The organism is Caballeronia grimmiae (assembly GCF_022879615.1).
Taxonomy (GTDB): domain Bacteria; phylum Pseudomonadota; class Gammaproteobacteria; order Burkholderiales; family Burkholderiaceae; genus Caballeronia; species Caballeronia grimmiae.
The window spans coordinates 255,395-270,370 of record NZ_CP084274.1 but is presented as its reverse complement, the minus strand read 5'-3'; the positions used below and the strand labels follow the sequence as shown (position 1 = coordinate 270,370).

Genomic DNA, 14,976 nt, shown 5'->3' with positions numbered 1-14,976 from the left:
CAGCAAGCGGCATGAAGCAAGCACCGGCCGGCATCGACTGGCCGGCACGACACCCGGACTCACCGGAGGAGACAGACATGACCCCCAACCCTGGCAGTTTCGACGCGCCCGACGCGGAACAGACCTACGGCAAGATCACGCGCAGGCTGATTCCGTTCCTGTTCCTGTGCTACGTGTTCGCGTTTCTGGATCGCATCAACATCGGCATTGCGCAGCTCGACATGAAGCACGATGTCGGCTTCAGCGATCTCACCTACAGCATCGGCGCGGGCATCTTCTTCCTCGGCTACGTGCTGATGGAAGTGCCGAGCAATCTGCTGCTGGCGCGCATCGGCGTGAAGCGGACGTTTTCGCGCATCATGATTCTGTGGGGCGTGATCGCCGCGGGGACGGCCTTCGTCACGCTGCCTTCGCATCTCTACACCGTGCGCTTCTTTCTCGGGCTCGCGGAAGCGGGTCTTTATCCCGGCGTGATCTTCTATCTCACGCGCTGGTATCCGGTCGAGCGCCGCGCGAAGGTCATCGCGATCTTCACGTGTGCGACGGGTATCGCCGGTCTCTTCGGCGGGCCGCTTTCCGGCGCGCTGATGACCTACTTCAATGGCTATGCCGGGCTGCACGGCTGGCAGTGGATGTTCATCGTGCAGGGTCTGCCGGCAAGCGTGCTGGGCGTGATGGCGTTCTTCTACCTGCAGGACGGCCCCGAGCAGGCGAAGTGGCTCACGCAAGCCGAGAAGAACCTCGTGCTGCGCGATATCCGCAAGACGTCGAGCGTTTCCGCGACGCACGCGGAGCATACGTTCGCCCGCGCGCTTCGCGATTTCCGCGTCTACGTGATGGGCTTCGTCTGGTTCACGCAGATCGCCGGCGTGTTCGCCATCGGCTTCTGGCTGCCGACGCTCATCAAGAGCGCGGGCGTGACGAGTTCGCTTGCCATCGGATGCTATTCGGCGATTCCGTACTTCGTGAGCTGGGTTGCGCTCGTCACGCTGAACCGACATTCCGACCGCACGATGGAGCGCCGCTGGCACTGCGCGATCCCGATGGTGTGCGGCGCGGCGGGCCTCGTCATCGCGGCGTTCACGACCGGCAACCTCGCGCTGTCGCTTGTTGCGCTTTCGATCGCGACGGCGGGCATTCTCGCGCCGAATCCGCTGATCTGGGCGATCTCCACGGACTACATCCGCGGCAGCGGCGCGGCCGGTGGCGTCGCGATGATCAACTGCCTCGGACTGCTCGGCGGCTTCGTGAGCCCGATGATCATCGGCTCCATCAAGACGCTTACGAACAGCATGGTCGGCGGCCTCGGTGCGATTGCGCTGCTGATGGTGCTCGGCGCGATTGCGGCGGTGCGCTTCGCGCCCACGACATCGGCGGCGGCCGCGAAGGAAGAAAGCCGTGCCGAAGGCGGCGCGACTGTCGCGGATGCGACGCTTTGAAAGGAACATCGAGATGAATGATGCAGTGATTGGAACGCCCGCTGTCCGTGTGCGCGAAGTCGGCTTGCGCGATGGCCTGCAAATGGTCGCCAAGATTCTCACGACGGAGCAGAAGCTCGACTGGTGCCGCCGCATGGTCGATGCGGGCGTGCGCGACATCGAGGTCACGTCGTTCGTGCCGCCGAAGGTCGTGCCGCAGTTCGCCGATGCGGTCGATGTGGCGCGCGGCGCGCTCGCGATCGACGGCCTGCACGCGTCGGCGCTCGTGCCGAACCTGAAGGGCGCGCAGCGTGCGCTCGATGTGGGCGTCGCGCAAGTGCATTACGTGCTGTCGGCAAGCGATGCGCACAATCTCAAGAACGTGCGCCGCAGCACGGCGGAGTCGCTGGAGGACTTCGGGCGCATCGTCGCGGAGCGGGATGATCGCGCGCCGCGCGTCGTGCTGGGCGCGGGCGTGGCGACGGCGTTCGGCTGCACCATCGCGGGCAAGGTCGAGCAGAGCGTGGTGCTCGGTCTCGTCGACAAGCTGATCGAGGCGGGCGCGGACGAGATCACCGTCGCCGATACGGTCGGCTATGCGAATCCCGGGCAAGTGCGTGCGCTGATGAGCAAGGTGTGCGCGCTGGCCGGCGCGGTGCCGGTGGCGTGCCATTTCCACGATACGCGCGGCCTGGGGCTGGCGAACGTCCTCGCCGCGCTCGATGCCGGCGTGCGCGTGTTCGATTCGTCGCTTGGCGGCCTGGGCGGATGTCCGTTCGCGCCGAACGCAACGGGGAACATTAATACCGAGGACACGGTGTTCCTGCTGGAAGCCGAAGGGCTGAAGACGGGTATCGACCTGGACAAGCTGCTGGCGATGCGCGAGACGCTTGCGCAATGGTTGCCGGGCGAGGCCTTTACCGGTGCGATCGCGCGGGCGGGGGTGCCGAAGACGTTTCGGGCGAGGGAGGCGGTGGTCGCGTGAAGCTACACGGTATCCGCTCACAGTGGGCGGATACCCGGCGAGCGAAACCTTGCGTTCGCGGCACTCATGCGGGAAGGCTCACCCCGCCAACCTCTCCAGCACTTCCACCAGCAAATCGGGCGCGAGAATCATCGCATCGTGCCCGGTATCGATCGTTTCCCATCCCCAGCCGGGCAGCGTGCGAACCCGCTCCCGCACCCCCGCGAGCGTGTCATAAGAAGGATTCGCGCAATGCACGTACGTGCAGGGCAAGCCATTGCCAAGCGGATGCTTCAAGTGCAACGGCGTGCGATACGTCGCGACAGGATGCGGCGTCAAGCGGCGGCGCACCCAGTCCGCGAGCGGGTGATCGTCCGGAATGGCCGTGCCCGCCAGTCCGTTGACGGGCATTGCAAGCGTCTGTCCGCTCGCTTCCACCGAGTCCATGCGCTCCTTTACGACATTGGCCGGCAGCACATCGAACGCGGCCTGTCCATTCTCGACGAGCAGGCTATCCAGAAAGACGAGCGAGCGTATTGCCTGCGCCCTGCGGTCCGCCACCCCCGACGCCACCAGCCCGCCGAAGCTGTGACCGACGATCACCACGTCGCTGAGTTCTTCCGATTCGATGAGATTCTCGATGTCCGCAATCGGCACATCGAGCGATGTCGCCGCGCCCACGAGATGACGCCGGTCGCCAAGACCCGTCAGCGAAGGCGCGAACACGCGATGCCCGCGCGCCGCGAGCCGGTCCGCGACGAAGCGCCAGCACCAGCCGCCATGCCATGCGCCGTGAATCAGGACGAAGGTTCTTGCCGGGCTTGCGTGCGTGGACGACATGCGTTCATGCTCCGTGAATGCGCAATGGTGAAGCATCGTACAACGCATCGGCGGATGCGTGCAGTGCGAGGTTAGACTTCGTGCATCACTCAACCATCGCCCGCACACTTCATGGATCGAATCGACGCGATGAAAGTCTTCATCGCCACCCTCGACGAAGGCAGTCTCGCGGGCGCGGGGCGGCGGCTCGGACGATCGCCCGCCGCCGTCAGCCGCGCGATCGCGTTTCTCGAAGCGCATACCGGCACCGCGCTCCTTCATCGCACGACACGTACCATCAAGCTGAGTGAAGCGGGCGAACGTTATGCGTCCGCATGCAGGCGCATCCTGACCGATCTCGAAGAAGCGGACCTGCTCGTCGCGCATGAACGCTCCGCGCCGCGCGGCCTGCTGACGATCACCGCGCCTGTCGCCGCCGGCGAAGCGTTGCTCGCGCCAATGCTCGACGACTTCCTCGCGCGCTTCCCCGCCGTATCCGTGCGCCTGCAATTGCTCGACCGGCCCGTGAGCCTGATCGACGAGGGCATCGATATCGCGCTGCGCATCGCGCACCTCGCGGACTCGACGCTGATCGCGATTCCCGTGGGCGAAGTGCGGCGGGTCGTGACCGCGTCGCCGGAATACCTTGACGCCCATCCGCCTATCGATACCCCCGCCGATCTCGCACGGCATCGCATCATCTCGATGACGCATTTCGGCCTCGATTCGTGGAGCTTTCCCGCATCGAGCGGCTCCGCGATTCCGCAGGTCGTGCAGTTCGTGCCGCGCATCATCGTCAACACGGTGCGGGCGGCGGTGGCGTCCGCCGTCGACGGGCAGGGCGTGACGCGGCTCTTTTCGTATCACGTCGCGAAGGAAGTACAGGACGACGCGCTGCGCATCGTGCTGCCCGACAGCGAGCACGCACCGTTGCCCGTCCATCTGCTGACGCCGCAAGGACGGCTCGCCGTGCCGAAAGTGCGCGCGTTCGTCGACTTCGCGACGCCGCGTCTGCGCCGCCAGTTCAAGCGATTGCGGATCGGCACGCGGCGGCAATCGACCGTTTAGCGAAAGAGTCTCTTCCGTAACCCGCCGATTCTCTCGCGAATCGCGCGAATATAAACTGCGTGCAATGGTACGGAGGGAGCATGCGATACGCAGTGTCGAATCAACCGGAGGGCGCGACGTTTCAGGTGTGGCGCGGCGTGCTGGCGGGCGCGAGCGCGAGTCTCGTCGGCATCGGGCTTGCGCGCTTCGCCTATACGCCGCTGCTGCCGGCGATCATCGGCGCGCACTGGTTCCCCGCATCGACGGCGGCTTACCTCGGCGCGGCGAATCTCGGCGGCTATCTGGCCGGCGCGCTGTCGGCGGGCGCGCTCGTTCGTCACGCGCGTCCGGCAACCGTGCTGCGCGCGATGATGCTGCTCGCGACCATCGCGTTCATCGCGTGCGCATTTCCGGTGTCGTTCGCGTGGTTCTTCGTGTGGCGGCTCGCGTCGGGGATATCCGGCGGCGCGCTGATGGTGCTCGCCGCCCCGACGATCCTCGCGCACGTCGCGCCATCGCGGCGCGGTTTCGCGGGCGGCGCGATCTTCACCGGCATCGGCTTGGGCATCGCCGCATCGGGGACCATCGTGCCGCTGTTGCTGCGAGAAGGGCTTCGACAGACGTGGCTCGGGCTTGCGGCGGTGTCGCTGCTGCTGACGATCATCGCGTGGAACGGATGGCCTGCGCACGATGCGCCGTCATTGCAAGTCAACGAGCAACCGAAAGCGAAATCGCCGCCGACGCCCGCGTTGCGCGCGCTCTTCGCGGAGTACGGGCTGAACGCGGTCGGCCTCGTGCCGCACATGATTTTTCTCGTCGATTACGTCGCACGAGGGCTCGGCAAGGGTGTCGATGGGGGCGCGCAATACTGGGTGCTGTATGGTCTGGGCGCGATTGCGGGGCCGCTGCTGAGCGGGCATCTCGCGGATCGCGCGGGCTTCGGCCGTGCGTTGCGGGTCGCGCTCGTGCTTCAGCTCGTCGCGGTCGTGCTGCCTGTGATCGCCTCGGGAGCGGCGCTGCTGATGGTGTCGAGTGTCGTGGTCGGCGCGTTCACGCCAGGCATCGTGCCGCTCGTGCTTGGCCGCGTGAACGAACTGCTCGCGCATCATCCAGCCGCGCAAAAACGCGCCTGGCGCACGGCGACGACGAGCTTCGCGGTGATGCAGGCCGCATCCGCCTATGGCCTGTCGTTCCTGTTCTCGCATAGCGGCGGCGACTACCGCCTGCTGTTCGCGATCGGCGCGGCGGCGCTCGGCGTCGCGTTCGTGGTCGATGTCATTGCGCTGGCGCGGTCGAAGTGAATCAGGCCAGCGCCGCGTCCTTCGTCACGATCTTGCGCGGAATGAGCTTGAGTTCATAGAACGTATCCGCGATGCGCTGCTGCTGGTCCAGCACGGATGAATCGATCGGACGATACACATGCTCGTAATGCTCCAGACCGGTCTTGATGATCCCAGCGTCGAGCCCTTGAATGGGCGCGAGTTGCGCGGCGGCTTGCGCCGGATTCTGCTTGACCCATTGGCCTTGCTTGCCGAGCGCATCCATCGCGATGGCGATCACGTCCTTGCGCTTTTGCGCGAATTCGCGCTGGCTCAGGAAGAACTGATGATGGCTCGCCACGCCGTCTGCATCCGCGATCAGACGCGCATTGCTCTGCGCCTGCGCCGCCGCGAGGAACGGGTCCCATATCGCCCACGCATCGATGGAGCGGCGTTCGAGCGCGGCGCGCGCATCGGCGGGTGCGAGAAACACGGGTTGAATGTCGGTATAGGCGAGCCCGTGCTTGCGCAGCAACGCGACGATGAACCAGTGCACATCCGATCCCTTGTTGAAGGCGATCTTCTTGCCCTTCAGATCGGCTACGCTTTTGATCGGCGAGTCTTGCGGGACGATCACGCCTTCGGCGCGCGGCGTCGGAATTTCATAGGCGGTATAGACGAAGTCCGCGCCCGCCGCTTGCGCGAACACGGGTGGCGCTTCGCCGACGTAGCCGAAGTCGATCGCGCCGACATTCAGCCCTTCGAGCAATTGCGGGCCAGCGGGGAATTCGGTCCACGTCACTTTTACGCCTAGCGGCGCGAGCTGCTTCTCCAGCGTGCCGTTCGCCTTGAGCAACACGAGCGTGCTCGCGGCCTTCTGATAACCGATTCTGAAGCGATCGTTCTCGAACTTCGCCCAGGACGGCGCCGCCATTCCTCCGAGCGTTCCGGCGAGCGCGGCCAGAAAGATTCGGCGGCTTTTCGATGTCGTGCGATTCATGGTGCAAAGCCTCCGGCAAATTGAGTGACGCGACCGCCTGCTTCAGCGAGACGGCCCGGTCCGCCATGCTAACGAGGCGCACACGCGCCGCGAAATGATCGATTCGAATAAGCAAATCACCGTCATGGCGATAGACGCGCCGCTGCCGCCTGCAAAGCACTAAAGCAGAAAACCAAAGCTGAATTCCATCGTTCGCGGCAGTCACGCGCGTCCTTAAACTGGCCTACTCGTCTGCGACGGCATCGCCGTCAAACAACGCTCAACGAAGGCAAAGAGGAATAGCGCATGAATGTGTTCTGGTTCATCCCGACCCACGGTGACAGCCGCTATCTCGGCACGTCGAAAGGGGCGCGCGCCGCTGACCTCTCGTATTTTCAGCAGATTGCAACCGCCGCCGATACGCTCGGCTATGAAGGCGTGCTGCTTCCCACAGGACGTTCGTGCGAAGACGCATGGGTCGTCGCATCGAGCCTCATCGCGGCCACGAAGAGGCTGAAGTTTCTCGTCGCGATCCGCCCGGGTTTGTCGTCGCCGGGATTGTCCGCGCGCATGGCGTCCACGTTCGATCGACTGTCGGGCGGGCGTCTGCTGATCAACGTCGTGACGGGCGGCGACGCAGCCGAACTGGAAGGCGATGGCCTTTTCGTCGATCACGACACGCGCTACGAAATCACCGATGAATTCCTGCATATCTGGCGCAATCTGCTGAGCGCATCGCATGCGAACGAAGCCATCGAGTTCGATGGCAAGCATCTGCAAACGAAGGGCGGCAAGGTGCTGTATCCGCCGGTGCAAAAGCCGCATCCGCCGCTGTGGTTCGGCGGTTCGTCGGCGGCGGCGCATGACATCGCCGCAACGCATATCGATACCTATCTCACCTGGGGCGAGCCGCCCGAAGCCGTCAAGAAGAAGCTCGACGATATACGCGCCCGCGCCGAAGCGCAGGGCCGCAAGATTCGCTTCGGCATCCGCCTGCATGTGATCGTGCGCGAGACCGAAGAGGAAGCATGGGCGGCGGCCGACAGCCTGATCAGCCATCTCGACGATGAGACGGTCGCGCGTGCGCAGGCCGCCTTCGCAAAGATGGACTCGGAAGGCCAGCGCCGCATGGCGCAGTTGCACGGCGGCAAGCGCGGCGGCCGCGAGACGCTCGAAATCTATCCCAACCTCTGGGCGGGCGTGGGGCTCGTGCGCGGCGGAGCCGGAACGGCATTAGTTGGCAATCCGGAACAAGTGGCGGCGCTTATGAAGGAATATGCGGACCTCGGCATCGAGACGTTCATTCTTTCCGGCTATCCGCATCTCGAAGAGTCGTACCGGTTCGCCGAACTCGTGTTCCCGTTCCTCGGCGAGCGCGGAGTGCAGGCCGAGAAAAAGTCCGGTCCGTTGTCGGGACCATTCGGCGAAATCGTCGGCAACAGCTATTTGCCGAACGCGAGCCAGAGCTGAACATGCAACCGCAATCTCATCGGAGGAACTAGCAGCATGGCCGATGCCCTCACTCAGGCGATACCCGCCCCGGCGCAGAACAAGCAATACGGCGCTCTCATTTTCCGGCGGATCGGCGCAGCCATCGCGCCGTGGCTCGTGCCCATTGCCATCCTGCTGCTCTGGGAATATGCCACGCGTGCAGGCGTGCTTTCTACGCGCGTGCTGCCCGAGCCGCTTGCCGTCGTCAAATCGGCATGGGCGCTGATTCAATCGGGCGATATGTGGGCGAACGTGAAAGTCAGCGCTTGGCGCGCGTTGCTGGGCCTGGCTATCGGCGGCGGCGTCGGGCTCGTGCTTGGACTCTGGACCGGGCTCTTTCGTCCGTTCGAAGTCGCGCTCGATTCCACCGTGCAGATGATCCGCAACATCCCCGCGCTCGCGATGATTCCGCTCGTCATTCTGTGGTTCGGCATCGAAGAGGAAGCGAAGATTTTTCTCGTCGCGCTGGGCGTGTTCTTTCCGGTGTACGTCAACACGTTCCACGGCATCCGTTCCGTCGATGCAAACCTGATCGAGATGGCGCGCAGCTATGGCGTGAAGGGCTTCGCGCTGTATCGCGATGTGATCCTTCCGGGCGCGTTGCCTTCGATTCTCGTCGGCGTGCGCTTTGCGCTCGGCCTCATGTGGGTGATGCTGATCGTGGCCGAAACCATCTCGGCGCAATCGGGCATCGGCTATATGACGATGAACGCACGCGAGTTCCTGCAAACGGACGTGGTAGTTGTCGGCATCCTGCTTTATGCGGTGCTCGGCAAGCTCGCGGATGTGCTCGCGAAAGGCATCGAACGCCTGGCGCTGCGCTGGCATCCGGCGTATCAACGAGGAGAGAAGGCATGAGCGCGACTGCTGCTGTGTTGTTCAGAGTAGACGAACGATCGACGATAGAGCGAGCGCAACCGCATGCGCGGATTGCGCACGATGTCGCGGTGGAACTGCGCGGCGTCGAGAAACGTTATGGCGATCGGACGGTGTTGTCGGCGCTGGATCTGTCGATCGAACAGGGCAGCTTCGTAACGATCGTCGGACGCAGCGGATGCGGGAAGTCGACGCTGCTGCGGCTCATCGCCGGCCTCGAAACGCCGAGCGGCGGCGCGCTGACGATGCGCGCGAGCAACGGCGAGGCGCTCGACACGCGCATCATGTTTCAGGACGCACGGCTGTTGCCGTGGAAGACCGTGCTGCAAAACGTGATGCTCGGCCTCAGGCGCGGCGCACGCGATCAGGCTCGCGCGGTGCTGGCGGAAGTCGGGCTGCTCGAACGCGAGAACGACTGGCCGTCGCAACTGTCGGGTGGCCAGAGACAGCGCGTGGCGCTGGCGCGTGCGCTGGTGCATCGGCCGCAACTGCTGCTGCTCGACGAACCGCTCGGCGCGCTGGATGCGCTCACGCGCATCGAAATGCATGCGTTGATCGAACGGCTGTGGCGCGAGCATCGCTTCACCGCGCTGCTAGTGACGCATGACGTGCATGAGGCTGTCGTGCTCGGCGACCGCATTCTGTTGATCGAGGAAGGGCGTATCGCGCTGGATCAGCCGGTGCCACTGGCCCGGCCGCGCAAGCAGGCATCAGCGGAAGCGTCGGCGCTCGAGGAACGCGTGTTGCGCCGGATTCTGAAGCAGGGTTAAGGAAAAAAGCGGGTCTTCAACGAAGGCCCGCAACGCATTCACGCTGCGATGGCTTTGGCCTGCTTCGCGGCGAAATCCCATACGAGCGACTCTTTCGTGTCGATGCGCGCGGGCAGCAAGCCGTTGCGATGGAACGTGTCCGCGATGGTCTGCTGCTCACCGAAGTTCTGCGCCGTCACCGCGCGCACGGCATAGCTGCGGCGTGCATTCGCCCGTTCGATGGTCGCGGCATCGAGACCCCATACCGGCGCAAGCGCATTCGCGGCATCCTGCTGATGGGCGAGCAACCACTCGCCCGCGGTCTTCAATTGATCGAACACGGTCTGCACGATTTGCGGATGCGCAGCGGCATACGAACGCGATGCGAGGTAGTAACGCTGATACGAAGCGAGCCCTGCGCCGTCGACGAGCACGCGCGCATCGCTTGTCTTCTCCACCGAAGCGACATACGGGTCCCACGTGATCCACGCATCGACGCTGTCGCGCTCGAATGCGGCGCGTCCGTCGGCGGGCGTGAGATAGGCGGTCTTGATGTCGGCGGGTTCGAGCTTCGCGCGTGCGAGTGCAGCGAACAAAAGATAATGGCTGCCGGCTGCCTTCGTCACGGCAATGCGCTTGCCCTTCAGATCCGCGAGCGATCGGACAGGCCCGTCCTTCTTCACGATGATGGCCTGCGCGTGAGGCGATGGCGCTTCCTGCGCGACATAGACGAAGCTCGCATGCGCGGCTTGCGCGAAGATCGGCACGGTGTCGGCGACATCGGCGCTGAAGTCGACGGCGTTCACGTTGAGCGCTTCCGTCAGCGGCAGACCGCTTGCGAATTCGTTCCACGATACGCGCACGTTCAGCGGCGCGAGCGCCTTTTCGAGGGAGCCGCGCGTCTTGAGCAGCGTGATGAGCGTCGATGACTTCTGATAGCCGATGCGCAGCACTTGCGGCGATGCCTGCGCAAACGCGAAGGAATGCGCGGCGCCGAGCGTGGAAGCGAGCGCGAGGCGGGTGAAGGTGCGTCGGGTCATCGGCGCCATTGCGGGTGTCCTTGTGTCGTATGCGAGGTCGCGGGATCGCCATCGTAGCAATGCGACGATCCCGCGCTAACTGACGGATTCAGCTATCGATCCCGCGCACGGCGATAAGCGTGCAGACAACCCGTGGCATGCGTTCAGTGCTGCGGTGCGCCGTCCCACGCGGGCAGCGTCGCACCGTGATAGACGGTCAGGATCGCCGACGCCACGTTCGCTTGCTGATAGCTCTGCACCAGCGTCTTGACCCAGGGCGCTTGCGCATCCTTCGCATTCACCGCGATGAAGTTGCGATACGGGTTGCCGTTCACGCTCTCCTGCGCGATGCGTTCCTGCGGGATCTTGATGCCCGCCTTGATGGCCCAGTCGGTGTTGACGACGGCCGCGTCGAGATCGCCGATCGCGCGTCCGACGATGCCCGCATCCAGTTCCTTGATCTGAACATGCTTGGGATTGCTTGCGATATCGCGCGCCGTCGGTAGCTGGCCGACGCCTTCACGCAGCTTGATAATGCCATTCGCTTGCAGCAGCAATAGCGCGCGGCCTTCGTTGCTCGGATCGTTCGGCACGCCGATGGCGGCGTTCTGCGGCAAGTCCGCTACCGATTTAACTTTGCGCGAATAGAGACCAATCGGCTGCACATAGGTGAAGCCGACCGGCACGATGTCGTAATGACGCGCGTTGATCTGCGCATCGAGATAGGGCTTGTGCTGGAACGAGTTGGCATCGAGGTCGTGTTGCGCGAGCGCCTCGTTGGGCTGGGTGTAATCGGAGAACGTCGTCACCTTCACCTTGATGCCCTGCTTCGCGGCATTGGCAGCGACTGCGCGCCATACGTCTTCGTCTTCGCCCGACATGATGCCTACGCGGATGGTCTTGTCCGCGGCGAGCGCCGGTTGTGCGCTTGCGATGCCCAATGCAATCAATGCGGAAAACAGGGCAGTTTTGATGGGCGCTTTTAGTTTCATGGTTTGCGGTTTCCGCGACTTGGTATGGAAGTCGTGATGCTAATTAGCGCGGGCGCAAGGGGCAAATAATATCGGGCGATATGGTTATACGTGCGGTTGTTGGTTTCGCGCCGGTCTATTGGCGCGGCCTCGGTGACTTCAAATCACGAAGAATCCGCACGTGCCGTCACGCTCCAGTTGCGCGACCAGCCCGTACTCCCATTCGAGATACGCCTGCATCGCTTCCCGCGCGTTATTCACGCCCTCATACGGACGCCGATACCTGTCGATACGCGGCGACACCATCCCGCTCTCGCCGCCCTCAGTCGACAATCCCGCGCGCACCCACGCCGAAGTTCCGCCCTCCAGCACATGCACTTGCTTGCCCGTCAACGCAGCAACGTCGGCGGCGGCATAAGGTGCAAGCGCATTCGTGCCGCATGTCACCACGTAACGCTTCGCATCGGGCAAATCATCGTATGCCGGCGTGAGACGCGATCGCAGAATCCAGCGCGCACCGATGATATGCGCCTTCACAAAACTCGCGCCCGGCGCAACATCGAGCAACGCGACGCCACTGTCCGCATCAGCAAGCAGCGCCGACAGTTCGGCAGGCGCAAGAGAAGGAACGCTCGGCGGCTGAGGTCGATCATGCCGCCACGGTCCCACCTCGTTTAGCGATCCTGACGATACGCCATCGACAACGTACATTTCGATGTTCATCTGCGCAAGCCACGACGCCGTCATATTCGCACGCACGCCGTCGTCGTCCAGCAGCACGACGCGTGCGCCACGCACCGGCGCGAACATCTCCGTTTCCTGCACGAGCTGGCCGCCCGGCGCGTTCTGGAATCCCGGCGCATGCCCCGCCTCATACTCTTCCGGCGTACGCACATCGAACCGATAGATCGTACGCGCCGCATCCTCGGCCCATCGTGACGCCTCTTCGAGCGACGTGCGCCGCACGCCCGCACGATCGGCAAGCGCGTGCGCCGCCTTCCGCGATGCATCGAGCGACGACGCATCGCGCCCCGCATCGGTATCGAAGCGCCGTTCGCTGCCGTGTTCCAGCGCCTGCCCCGCAAGCGTCCAGCCGATCGTGCCGTTGCGCAGCGCGGCCACCGGGTTCGGCAAGCCCGCATTGACGAGCGATTGCGCACCGATGATGCTGCGCGTGCGCCCCGCGCAGTTGACCACGATGCGCGTCGCCGCATCCGGCGCCAATGCGCGCGCACGCAGCACCAGTTCCGCACCCGGCACGCTGATGCTGCCTGGAATGTTCATCGTGCGATATTCGTCGAAGCGGCGCGCATCGAGCACCACGACGTCATCGCCATTCTTCTGCAACTCGTGCAGCGTCGGAGCGGACAGCATCGGTGTATGACGCCGCGCTTCGACAAATTCGCCGAACGCCTTGCTCGGCACATTCACGTCGCGAAACACCTCGCCGCCCGCACGAATCCAGCCGGCGAGGCCGTCCTCCAGCAGCGCGACGTGCGTATAGCCCAGCTCCGCGAACTTCTGCGCGGCGCGCAATGCAAGCCCTTCGCCGTCATCGAGCAATACGATGGAGACAGTGCGGCGAGGCAGACGCGTGTATGCATCGAGTTCAATGCGCGCGAGCGGAAAATTCGCCGCGAACAGCGGGTGAGATTGCGCGTGCGGGTCTTCCTCGCGCACGTCGAGCAGCGCGATTTCGCGCTTGTCAAGGAGCGCCTCGCGCACGTCCTGATACGTCCACACCGCGAATGGAGTCGGGCTCATGCGTGTCAACTCTGCGCGACAGCCACGCGATGCTCGACCGCGTGATACGCATCCGACGATGCATGCGCGCCGAACGCCAGCGCGAACGTCGACGCTTGCCGCCCGACGGTGCGAAGCTGCTCGACCACTTTCGGGTCCGAGCACGTATCCGCGGTTTCGAAGCGCGTTTCGAGCGTGTTGACGGCTGCGCCGAACGGCGTCGGCCAGCCGCGCAGCGCGTGCACGATCGAGCGCAGCGACGTGAGCACCGTGCCCGCGGCCTGCCATCCATAAGCCGTCACGATGCTGCCGACCGCGCGGCCATCGAGGTACGGGCGATCATCGAGCCGCAGTTCTTCGAGCGTATCGAGCGCGTTCTTGACCAGGCCCGAGATGCCGCCGTGATAGCCGGGTGTCGCGATGATCAACGCATCGGCGGCGCGCACCGCTTCGATCAGTTCGTGTTGTTCATCGGTCAGTTCGCGTGTTTCGGGCGCATAGTGCGGCAGGCTGTGCAGTAACGCGCCGCCGAACATTTGCACGCGCGCGCCGGTTTCCTGCGCGCCTTTCAATGCGAAAGCCAGCGCGCGTTCAGTCGATGACGCCGGGCGCGTGGTGCCGCCAATGCCGACGACGAGCGGCCTGCGCGGTGATTGAATCTGGGTCAAGATCAGGCTCCCTTGGGATGATATCGGCAATGTTGCAAGCCCCGAGCCAGCCATCATAACGAGCGCGCACGCGCACCGGAACGCACGAATTCCGCTAAGGATATGCATCGGTGTGGCAGCGTACGCCCGGCCGCGCGGCGATAGCGCCAATCGTGAATTGCATATCGCAAACCATTCGTTCGATGCCTGTTCTGCGGACGCATTTGCGCGCGGTATGCTCGAACCCGCCATTCACATCCATCACGAGAGGCTTATGACACACCGTCCCGCACCAACCGATATCGCCATTCATCCGCTGATCGCCGGACGATGGAGCCCCCGCGCCTACGCCGATCGTCCCGTCGCGCACGCGCAGGTCGTCGCGTTGCTGGAGGCGGCGCGCTGGGCTCCGTCGGCGTATAACGTGCAACCGTGGCGCTTTGTCGTGTTCGAGAAATCTCAGGATCGCGCGGCGTTCGATCGCGCGTTCGCCTTGCTCGCGCCGTTCAACCAAAAGTGGAACGAGCACGCGCAAGTGTTGATCGCCGTGCTTGCCGATACCCTCAACGCCAAAGGCACGGTCAATCCAAGCGCGAGTTACGACGCCGGCGCGGCTGCGATGGCGCTGCTGCTTCAGGCCCACGCGCAGGACCTCGCCGCGCACGCGATGGGCGGTTTCGACGCCAGCGGCCTGACCGAGACATTCGCGATTCCCGAGCGCTACGCCGCATTGAGCATGATTTCGGTGGCGCACCACGGCGACGCGCAGGCATTGCCCGCCGAACTGGCCGAACGCGAGCTTGCGCCTCGTACGCGATTGCCGCTCGACGAGGTTGCGCGGTTCGGCGCGTGGGGCGATCCTGCATAACGGGGCGATTCAAGATTTCCGGCGTCAAACCGTTATCCCGTTGTCGGCAGGCCGCAGAGGACGTGAAGAACATAAAGCACGTTGAGGACGCGGCAGCCACGATCTCCCATCAGACAACGAAGACGC

General features: G+C 64.3%; 14 protein-coding genes. 8 read left to right on the top strand and 6 right to left on the bottom strand.

Features of this window, described 5'->3' with window-relative positions; translation table 11 throughout:
* Positions 1-77 precede the first annotated feature (77 nt).
* A complete protein-coding gene (locus LDZ21_RS24650; RefSeq protein WP_244797249.1) occupies positions 78-1,439 on the top strand; it encodes an MFS transporter in 1,362 nt (453 codons plus the stop codon).
* A 13-nt stretch (positions 1,440-1,452) separates the two neighbouring features.
* Positions 1,453-2,403, top strand: a complete 951-nt coding sequence (locus LDZ21_RS24645) for a hydroxymethylglutaryl-CoA lyase (protein ID WP_244797248.1) — start codon at positions 1,453-1,455, stop codon at positions 2,401-2,403.
* A gap of 78 nt (positions 2,404-2,481) precedes the next feature.
* Here LDZ21_RS24645 and LDZ21_RS24640 read toward each other — a convergent pair whose 3' ends face one another.
* Complete coding sequence (locus LDZ21_RS24640; RefSeq protein WP_244797247.1) at positions 2,482-3,222, bottom strand: alpha/beta fold hydrolase; 741 nt, start codon at positions 3,220-3,222, stop codon at positions 2,482-2,484.
* A 111-nt stretch (positions 3,223-3,333) separates the two neighbouring features.
* Between LDZ21_RS24640 and LDZ21_RS24635 the strand changes: the two genes are divergently transcribed.
* Positions 3,334-4,269: a LysR family transcriptional regulator gene (locus tag LDZ21_RS24635; protein ID WP_244797246.1), complete on the top strand. Its 936-nt coding sequence runs from the start codon at positions 3,334-3,336 to the stop codon at positions 4,267-4,269.
* A gap of 80 nt (positions 4,270-4,349) precedes the next feature.
* Positions 4,350-5,549: a YbfB/YjiJ family MFS transporter gene (locus tag LDZ21_RS24630; protein ID WP_244797245.1), complete on the top strand. Its 1,200-nt coding sequence runs from the start codon at positions 4,350-4,352 to the stop codon at positions 5,547-5,549.
* Between the two features lies 1 nt (position 5,550).
* On the opposite strand, the gene LDZ21_RS24625 is transcribed toward LDZ21_RS24630, so the two are convergent.
* A complete protein-coding gene (locus LDZ21_RS24625; protein ID WP_244797244.1) occupies positions 5,551-6,507 on the bottom strand; it encodes a sulfonate ABC transporter substrate-binding protein in 957 nt (318 codons plus the stop codon).
* Positions 6,508-6,792: 285 nt separating this feature from the next.
* Between LDZ21_RS24625 and ssuD the strand changes: the two genes are divergently transcribed.
* Genes ssuD through LDZ21_RS24610 form a run of 3 tightly spaced genes read left to right on the top strand, consistent with a single transcriptional unit; the run spans position 6,793 to position 9,623 of the window.
* Positions 6,793-7,956 carry an FMNH2-dependent alkanesulfonate monooxygenase gene (gene ssuD / locus LDZ21_RS24620; RefSeq protein ID WP_244797243.1) on the top strand — a complete coding sequence of 388 codons (1,164 nt, stop codon included), beginning with the start codon at positions 6,793-6,795 and terminating at the stop codon, positions 7,954-7,956.
* Between the two features lie 36 nt (positions 7,957-7,992).
* On the top strand, positions 7,993-8,835 hold the full coding sequence (ssuC, locus tag LDZ21_RS24615; RefSeq protein WP_244797242.1) for an aliphatic sulfonate ABC transporter permease SsuC: 843 nt from the start codon (positions 7,993-7,995) through the stop codon (positions 8,833-8,835).
* Complete coding sequence (locus LDZ21_RS24610; RefSeq protein WP_244797241.1) at positions 8,832-9,623, top strand: ATP-binding cassette domain-containing protein; 792 nt, start codon at positions 8,832-8,834, stop codon at positions 9,621-9,623. The genes ssuC and LDZ21_RS24610 overlap by 4 nt, the downstream gene beginning before the upstream one ends.
* Before the next feature lie 38 nt (positions 9,624-9,661).
* Here LDZ21_RS24610 and LDZ21_RS24605 read toward each other — a convergent pair whose 3' ends face one another.
* The 4 genes from LDZ21_RS24605 to LDZ21_RS24590 form a co-directional block, all read right to left on the bottom strand.
* Entirely contained in the window at positions 9,662-10,651 is a 990-nt protein-coding gene (locus tag LDZ21_RS24605) for an aliphatic sulfonate ABC transporter substrate-binding protein (RefSeq protein ID WP_244797240.1), read from the bottom strand.
* Between the two features lie 134 nt (positions 10,652-10,785).
* A complete protein-coding gene (locus tag LDZ21_RS24600; protein WP_244797239.1) occupies positions 10,786-11,613 on the bottom strand; it encodes a MetQ/NlpA family lipoprotein in 828 nt (275 codons plus the stop codon).
* Positions 11,614-11,751: 138 nt separating this feature from the next.
* Positions 11,752-13,356 (bottom strand): rhodanese-like domain-containing protein, encoded by a 1,605-nt coding sequence (locus tag LDZ21_RS24595; RefSeq protein WP_244797238.1) that lies wholly within the window; start codon positions 13,354-13,356, stop codon positions 11,752-11,754.
* A gap of 5 nt (positions 13,357-13,361) precedes the next feature.
* On the bottom strand, positions 13,362-14,003 hold the full coding sequence (locus LDZ21_RS24590) for an NADPH-dependent FMN reductase (protein WP_309774622.1): 642 nt from the start codon (positions 14,001-14,003) through the stop codon (positions 13,362-13,364).
* A gap of 253 nt (positions 14,004-14,256) precedes the next feature.
* Between LDZ21_RS24590 and LDZ21_RS24585 the strand changes: the two genes are divergently transcribed.
* Positions 14,257-14,850, top strand: coding sequence for a nitroreductase family protein (locus tag LDZ21_RS24585; protein ID WP_244797237.1), 594 nt, complete (start codon positions 14,257-14,259; stop codon positions 14,848-14,850).
* Positions 14,851-14,976: the final 126 nt, after the last annotated feature.

Bases quoted from the DNA above. Each gene is read 5' to 3' on its own strand.
- LDZ21_RS24650 (WP_244797249.1), top strand. From the start codon at position 78: ATGACCCCCAACCCTGGCAGTTTCGACGCGCCCGACGCGGAACAGACC.
- LDZ21_RS24645 (WP_244797248.1), top strand. From the start codon at position 1,453: ATGAATGATGCAGTGATTGGAACGCCCGCTGTCCGTGTGCGCGAAGTC.
- LDZ21_RS24640 (WP_244797247.1), bottom strand. From the start codon at position 3,222: ATGTCGTCCACGCACGCAAGCCCGGCAAGAACCTTCGTCCTGATTCAC.
- LDZ21_RS24635 (WP_244797246.1), top strand. From the start codon at position 3,334: ATGGATCGAATCGACGCGATGAAAGTCTTCATCGCCACCCTCGACGAA.
- LDZ21_RS24630 (WP_244797245.1), top strand. From the start codon at position 4,350: ATGCGATACGCAGTGTCGAATCAACCGGAGGGCGCGACGTTTCAGGTG.
- LDZ21_RS24625 (WP_244797244.1), bottom strand. From the start codon at position 6,507: ATGAATCGCACGACATCGAAAAGCCGCCGAATCTTTCTGGCCGCGCTC.
- ssuD (WP_244797243.1), top strand. From the start codon at position 6,793: ATGAATGTGTTCTGGTTCATCCCGACCCACGGTGACAGCCGCTATCTC.
- ssuC (WP_244797242.1), top strand. From the start codon at position 7,993: ATGGCCGATGCCCTCACTCAGGCGATACCCGCCCCGGCGCAGAACAAG.
- LDZ21_RS24610 (WP_244797241.1), top strand. From the start codon at position 8,832: ATGAGCGCGACTGCTGCTGTGTTGTTCAGAGTAGACGAACGATCGACG.
- LDZ21_RS24605 (WP_244797240.1), bottom strand. From the start codon at position 10,651: ATGGCGCCGATGACCCGACGCACCTTCACCCGCCTCGCGCTCGCTTCC.
- LDZ21_RS24600 (WP_244797239.1), bottom strand. From the start codon at position 11,613: ATGAAACTAAAAGCGCCCATCAAAACTGCCCTGTTTTCCGCATTGATT.
- LDZ21_RS24595 (WP_244797238.1), bottom strand. From the start codon at position 13,356: ATGAGCCCGACTCCATTCGCGGTGTGGACGTATCAGGACGTGCGCGAG.
- LDZ21_RS24585 (WP_244797237.1), top strand. From the start codon at position 14,257: ATGACACACCGTCCCGCACCAACCGATATCGCCATTCATCCGCTGATC.